This window comes from Vibrio sp. CAU 1672, from assembly GCF_029223195.1.
GTDB lineage: Bacteria > Pseudomonadota > Gammaproteobacteria > Enterobacterales > Vibrionaceae > Vibrio.
The window spans coordinates 1-6,843 of record NZ_JARHUF010000050.1 but is presented as its reverse complement, the minus strand read 5'-3'; the positions used below and the strand labels follow the sequence as shown (position 1 = coordinate 6,843).

The following is a 6,843-nucleotide window of genomic DNA, read 5'->3' as shown; positions in this document are numbered from 1 at the left end:
TGCTAGTATGAAGCATGAGAGTTACCTCTTATTGTCTTTGATTACAGATTCAGCACCTTTAATCAAAGTGGGTAACTCTCTTCTTTTCAAATTGAAGTGTCAGATCTAGTCGGAACTAATACAATTTAGTTTATTACGACCAGCTACTGTGGTTGAGGTAATCCTCAGTAGCTGGTTTTTGTGTTAACGGTTTACACTAAAACAGCGCTCTGATACTCATTAATGGCGTCAAGCTCTTGGGGCGTAAACTGAACATCCGCCGCAGGCAGCAGTTCATTGAGCTGGGCTATATTTCTGGCACCAATGATCGATCCGGTAGTGGCGGGATGGGCTAGTGTCCAGGCAACACTGAGCTGGCTGACTGTGCAACCTTTCCCAGTTGCCATTTCGGCCAGAAATTCCACCAACATCAGGTTGCGCGAGAAATGGGGCTCGGTAAAGTTGCCACTCTTATGACGCCAGTCACGTGGAGTGAGGTTCGCTTTGCGCTCCTGAGACCAGCGGCCACTGAGTAAGCCATTGGCCATTGTTGAGTGGTGGATTGTCCCGATGTTGTGGTGCTGACACCAGGGCAAGACACTCTGTTCGATTTCCCGGTTGATTAATGAATAACTCGGTTGAGTTGAAACCAGCCCGCCATGCGCTTTTATCTGGCTTAATTGCTCGACCGAAAAATTGGATCCTCCCAGATAGCGGACTTTTCCGGCGCTTTGCAGGTCTTGCATCGCCAGCCAGGCTTCTTCAAGCCTTTCCTCTTCTATCGGTTGGTGAATCTGGTATAAATCGATGCATTCGACCTGCAACCGACGAAGGCTTTGTTCGACTTCATCAATGATGGAAGCTTTGCACAGATTGCCGTACAGTTCCCCGCTTTTCTCGTACCAGCGAAAGCCGCATTTGGTGAAAATATACGGTTTTTGGCTCATACCTTTCAGTGCTTTGCCAACAATTCGTTCGGCATTACCCAAACCATAGGCCGGAGCTGTGTCAACCCAGTTTATGCCGCAGTCGATAGCGTGGTGGAGTACCGCGATAGAATCTTGCTCGGATTGTTTTCCCCAGCCCCACTGGCCAATGTCGCCACCTATGGCCCAGGTTCCGAGTCCCAATACAGAAATATCCAGTTCAGAGTGGCCTAATCGATGTGTTTGCATGTTTCCCTCGTTAAATAACTGCTTAAAACAACTGCAGGCTAAAAGTTAGAGCTAACTCTAAGGGAAGTGTTGTGGTTTCAGATAGTGATGTTTGCCGCAATGGCAAGTGGATAAAATACTGACCGCTGTATTGGCGAACCGCTGGCGGGCAGAAAAGGCATGTCGTAATGAACTCAGGTGCGTGCATATGGCGTTAAGCCAACGCTGTTTTGACTTTGAACCGTAGATTCTACTATGCAGAATGCGGGGAGCACACAAGAAAAGAGTCAGTTATTGCCTGACTCTTTTCTTCTCTTTTGGCTATCGATTAAACTGGGTCATCAAACGCTGCATCGCTTCAATGCTATCTACCAGTCTGCTGGTTCGCTCGATTGAAGTTTGAGAGGTTTCAGAAGTATTGTCTGCGAGCTGTTTAATGTTGATGATATTGCGGTTGATTTCCTGAGTAACGCAAGCCTGCTGCTCAACGGCAACGGCAATTTGATGACTACTGTCGGTAACAGAATCAAGCTTGGCTGAAATCATTCTTAATACATCGCCGGTTTGATCGGCTCTTTGTTTACAGTTGTTGGACAACTGATTACCATTTTGCATCGCTTCAACCGCCTGAGATGCCGTGTCCTGTAATTGTTTGATCATGGCATGGATTTCATTTGCCGATGATCCGGTTTTTGATGCCAGGTTTCTGACTTCGTCTGCGACCACCGCAAAACCTCTTCCGGCCTCACCTGCGCGGGCGGCTTCAATTGCCGCATTTAATGCGAGTAGGTTGGTTTGCTCAGAAATCGCGGTAATCACTTCCAAAATACTATCGATTTTTTGGCTGTCATCAGACAGTTGATTGATGATCGACTGGGAGCGTGTCAGCTCTTCATTCAGGGCATCGACTTCGGCAATGGTTTCTTCAATGCTGCTCAGGCCTTTTTGTGATTCTGTATTTGCTTGAACGGTTAGTTGTGAAGATTCTGTCGCGGCTGTCGAGACTTCATTAATTGAGTTAGTCAGCTCTTCAACTGCGGTTGCGACTTGCTCTGTTTCACTACATTGCTGCTGCAGGCCCTGATCAATGCTTTGAATCGTACCAAATTCTTCTTCGGCTGAAATGAGTATTTTCCCTGACGTTTCGCTTGCCCGGGCAGAAACTGCGCGCAGCTCAGCTTTACGCATCATCAAAGCGAGTTCTATTTGTGAGTAATCGTCTTTGTGATTGGTGTATGGCTTTTCCATCAGTTCATTTTCATAAGCTTGCTTACTGAGCTGCAGTAACTGATTAAAGCGGCGCTTTTGAATATGAGTGCTTGCGAGTAAAACCAGTGATAGCAGGGCGGGCAGCCCTAATAGCCAGTTCGACATTGAAATAGCGCTGGTAAGCAAGGATGCGGTTAACAGGGCCATACCAGCAACATTAATGGTGTGGAATTTAATACGCGGGCGGTGAGAGGCTTTATTTTCGTTCAGCTGCTTATATAGTGTGCCTGCGCGTTGAATTTGATCTTTGCTAGGTTTTGAGCGAACCGACTGATACTCAACAATGTTGTCTTGCGGGTCACGGATCGGTGTTACAAAGGCTGACACCCAGTAATGGTGCTGGTTATCGCTGCATTGGTTTTTTACCAACCCCATCCAGCTTTGCCCCGATTTTAAGTAGTCCCACATTTGTTTAAATGCCGCTTTGGGCATGTCTTTATGGCGAACTATATTGTGGGGATTGCCCACGAGTGCTTGTTCCTTATAGCCTGCGATATCACAAAAATCACTGTTTGCGTAAGTGATATGGCTAGATGGATCGGTTGTGGAGATCAGGTTAGCTGCGGAGCTAAAATCTTTATTGAGCATGACATTGTTCTTTTATTGTTGTGAGGTTCCATGTCTGCATAACGTGCAAACGGCATGTTGCTGATTTTTCTTGCTGTAGTTTAATTTTGGAACGGAGATCAATAAATGATTCATATCAAACGGGGGGAACTATTTGTAAGGAAAATGCAAATTTCGTCATAGACATCGTGAGATTATTTTGGTTTGTACTTTTTGAGTGTGCGGAATGTTAAACGGACATGCAGTAACAACGGCCATCTTTAAACGGTAGTTACGGTGATATCTGTAGGCTCATGATAATGTAACAGTTTACAACTGGTGAGCCGTAATTTCTGCATGTTTTATCGGTTTATCTGTCTTCAATGCCTGTGTGATCATTCGTCGAGATAAACAATGAATAAGTCTGCCTCGACGGCGTTTACCAGTTTTGGTACTGATGAGAAGAGGCGCCTCAGAAGTTGATGATGGTGGCCGCAAACCAGCAAATCAGCCGTGAGATCTTTGACCATCCCTGCTAGTTTGATATGAAGATCACCAATCACAACGTAAGTGTCGTCGACTGGATAATCGCAATTATCTGCCAATTTTCTTAACTTCTGTTGCCGTTCTGACTCTTCCTTTGGTGTTAGTGCTACCCGATCAACGTCCACAAAAACAAAGGAAAGCTTGCTGTTATCATTTTTAGCTAGTGCGATTGCTTTATCAATCACGGTTTGACTGGGATGAGATACATCCACCGCCACCAGTATATGCTTATAGCTCATTGCATTTCTCCCTGCGAATTATCACGTGGTTGATTTAAGTCTAGCACCGGGGAAGTATATTTAGCGAAATCCGGGTACTTTCAAAGGTCTTGATGGAGAAAGGCGAGTACGGTCGCACGTCTTTACAACAATTATCGCCATTATTCTTTCACAGAGTTGAACAATAGCTAAGGTTCCAGGCTTGCTATAGTTCTCGCTGCCGGCTGTATCAGGCGGCCGACGTCAGCACGTTCTGAGTCGGTATGATTGCTGACAGATTAGAAATAGATGGGTATTTATTAATAACTGTGGTTTGGATTATTGATTCTTGCGATTGCGCTGAAAATTACCTTGGTTTTTATATGCGTTTTTGAGTATTTATATTGATTTTTAAGTTATTGGCTAAAGGGAGAGAGGGAATACCACAAGCTGGGTCTGCTTATATTTGAAGTAGTTCGTTTTTTTCAGGGGACTGCTAGTTTCAGGGGACTCTTGGTTTCAGGGGACTTTTAGCTTTAGGTGACTTTGCCGAAAGAAAACCGAGCAGTAACGGAGACTGCTCGGTTTGATTGACCATAGATGGCTATGGCTGACATAGTGGTTGCTTGATGACCTGTTTACTGTAATTTGAATTTACTAACCACAGATTTTAACTGGCTATTTGCTGCCGCAAGATTAACGGTTTCGCTTGCGGTTGCTTCACCATTTGCAGATAACTCGCTGACAATTTCCCGAATAGAGGTCATATTACGGGTGATCTCACCGGCAACAGAGCTCTGCTGTTCGGCAGCGGTAGCAATTTGGGTATTTAAGTCATTAATATGTACCACGGACTGAGCAATAGTATCGAGATCATCCGCTACCATCGACGCATTTTCTACGGCTCTTTCACAGGTAGATTTAGTTACCTTCATTGCCGAGATGGCAACGCCAGAGCCATTACGCAGTTTATTTAACGTCTGTTCAATTTCTGCAGTACTGCTTTGCGTTCTCGCTGCAAGTGCCCTGACTTCATCCGCTACAACAGCAAAACCTCGGCCCTGCTCGCCAGCGCGTGCGGCTTCGATCGCGGCGTTTAATGCCAGCAAGTTTGTTTGGTCAGCAATTTCACCAATCACTTTCAGCACATTAGTAATTTCGAGGGTGTCTTTTTCAATTTCTACAATACTAACGGATGTATGTTCAACATCGTCAACGAGCTGAGAAATTGTAGACGTCGCACTGTTAACCACATCTTTAGAATTAGTGGCTTGCGAACTGGCATTGTCAGTGGATTGCGATGCATCCGCGGCATTATTTGCCACATCAACCGCAGTAGCGCTCATCTCTTCGATAGCGGTGACAATTTGTTCGGTTTCTGTGCTGTGAGCTTTTAACACTTCAGTATTGGCATCAGTCTGGTGTTTAAGCTGCTCGACACTGCCAGAGATGTGTTCAGACGATTGCGAGACTTCGAGCATTAGTGACTGAAGGTTGGTGATAAATACATTTATCCCCTCTGAAATCTGACCTAAATCATCATTACTGGTTAGCGGTAAGCGTCGGGTTAGATCGCCATTACCTTTAGACAAATCCAGGACCATATCTTTAAGTGTCAGTATTGGCCGGTATAAAACATTTAAGATGGTGATGGCAAGGATAATTCCGGCGGTAAGCATGATCAGTGAAGAAATTACGGCATCGTTGAGTGCTTTATCGACTTCTGCATAGGCGAGTGATTTGTCGATACCGACAAACAGGTGCCATTTTCTTCCATCAACCAGCTTAATTGTTTTGGTGAAGGACAGTTTTTCAACGCCATTAAGCGTATATGACACGACGCTTTCATCTTCGGCTAGCATGGTACGGTGGACTTTCTCCATTCCTACGTCGCTGAGCCGAGTCCCTACTGTGAGTGCTGATGAATTAGAAGCCAGCGCTTTTCCTGTGTCGTCAAGGATCGCAGTTACCGCACCAGGGAAGTTTACGTATTTTACGGTTTGAGACAGGATGTCCAGATCGATATCAATCAAAATCACGGCGTCTTCTACTTTTTCTGCAAGAGAAACCAGTTGTGATCCTGTCAGTGCATCAACGTAAGCATCCGTTACCGTTACACCATTTGATGATTTAGCTTGTTGATACCAGTCACGAGTACGCGGGTCGAACTCGTCCGGGTCATCAATGCCATAGTCTGCGTATGAACGACCATCATCAAAGCCGTAAAGTACGGATGTTAACCCATTGGCTTCTTTAGTAATCTTTGCGATGTCGACAAATCGCTCACTGGGCAGGTCTGGGGTATAGTTTTTGGTTAGTGAGTTGAGGATGTTGACATTGTCATGAAACCAGGTTTCGATTTTATTGGCTTCATACCTGACGATGGAGGTGGATTGGTCGTTAATGCTCTGAATCGTATTTTTTTTTAAGTTAATATAAGAAAGAAAATTAGACGCTAGTAAGCATGTCGCAACCAATGCAATTATTGATATTATAATGCTTCGTTTGAATCCTAAGGATTTCATTTTTATTTTACCTATTTAATCGTTTATCTTTATAAGCAGCAGGATTATTCCAATCTGTTGGTGTAGGAACCCGAAGGTTAACATTGGCCTCTGCAATGTGTTGATATTAAATGATTTTAGTATGGTTTGGTAGGTTGGGCTGCAAAAAAAGGCACGATGAAGTTGTCAACTTATACTGACAATTAACTTGGTAATTTAAGCTTAATTTAGTAACTTCGTATCACATATGTTTGATATATATCAAAGCGTTTGTTTGGAGTTGTATCTTTGATAAAGAGTCCGCCAAAATGTTGACTGTGGTTGTGAGTATTTTGTGATGTAATTTTGGCTTTACATTGTTTTAAATAAAAGCATTCTTTTATTTATTGCTCTGAAATAAATCAGTTTAAGTTGATGCATTACAGACAACACTTATTTATAGCCCGATAAACAACATAAAATAGAAAGCCAGAACCGCTACGCATAATGAGCTAAACCGAAATTAGCTTGATCCGGTATGTTGTTCAGGGCAAGATCATGAAAAACTCTTGTGGAATAAGGCCTAAGTGAGAGCCTACTTTTACTCATTTCTACAGTGATGTCATAAAAAATGCAATGACTTATGGATCGATTTGACGATCAGTATTA

The 6,843-nt window shown here is 43.9% G+C and carries 4 protein-coding genes; all 4 read right to left on the bottom strand.

The features are described from left to right. Positions 1-191 precede the first annotated feature (191 nt). The gene (locus tag P2G85_RS21040; protein ID WP_275865979.1) at positions 192-1,154 is read right to left on the bottom strand and encodes an aldo/keto reductase; all 963 of its coding nucleotides are present in this window, start codon (positions 1,152-1,154) and stop codon (positions 192-194) included. Between the two features lie 300 nt (positions 1,155-1,454). Continuing rightward, positions 1,455-2,990, bottom strand: a complete 1,536-nt coding sequence (locus P2G85_RS21035) for a PAS domain-containing methyl-accepting chemotaxis protein (protein ID WP_275865978.1) — start codon at positions 2,988-2,990, stop codon at positions 1,455-1,457. 353 nt (positions 2,991-3,343) lie between these two features. Further along, complete coding sequence (locus tag P2G85_RS21030; RefSeq protein ID WP_275865977.1) at positions 3,344-3,733, bottom strand: universal stress protein; 390 nt, start codon at positions 3,731-3,733, stop codon at positions 3,344-3,346. Positions 3,734-4,329: 596 nt separating this feature from the next. Continuing rightward, the gene (locus tag P2G85_RS21025) at positions 4,330-6,216 is read right to left on the bottom strand and encodes a methyl-accepting chemotaxis protein (protein ID WP_275865976.1); all 1,887 of its coding nucleotides are present in this window, start codon (positions 6,214-6,216) and stop codon (positions 4,330-4,332) included. Positions 6,217-6,843: the final 627 nt, after the last annotated feature.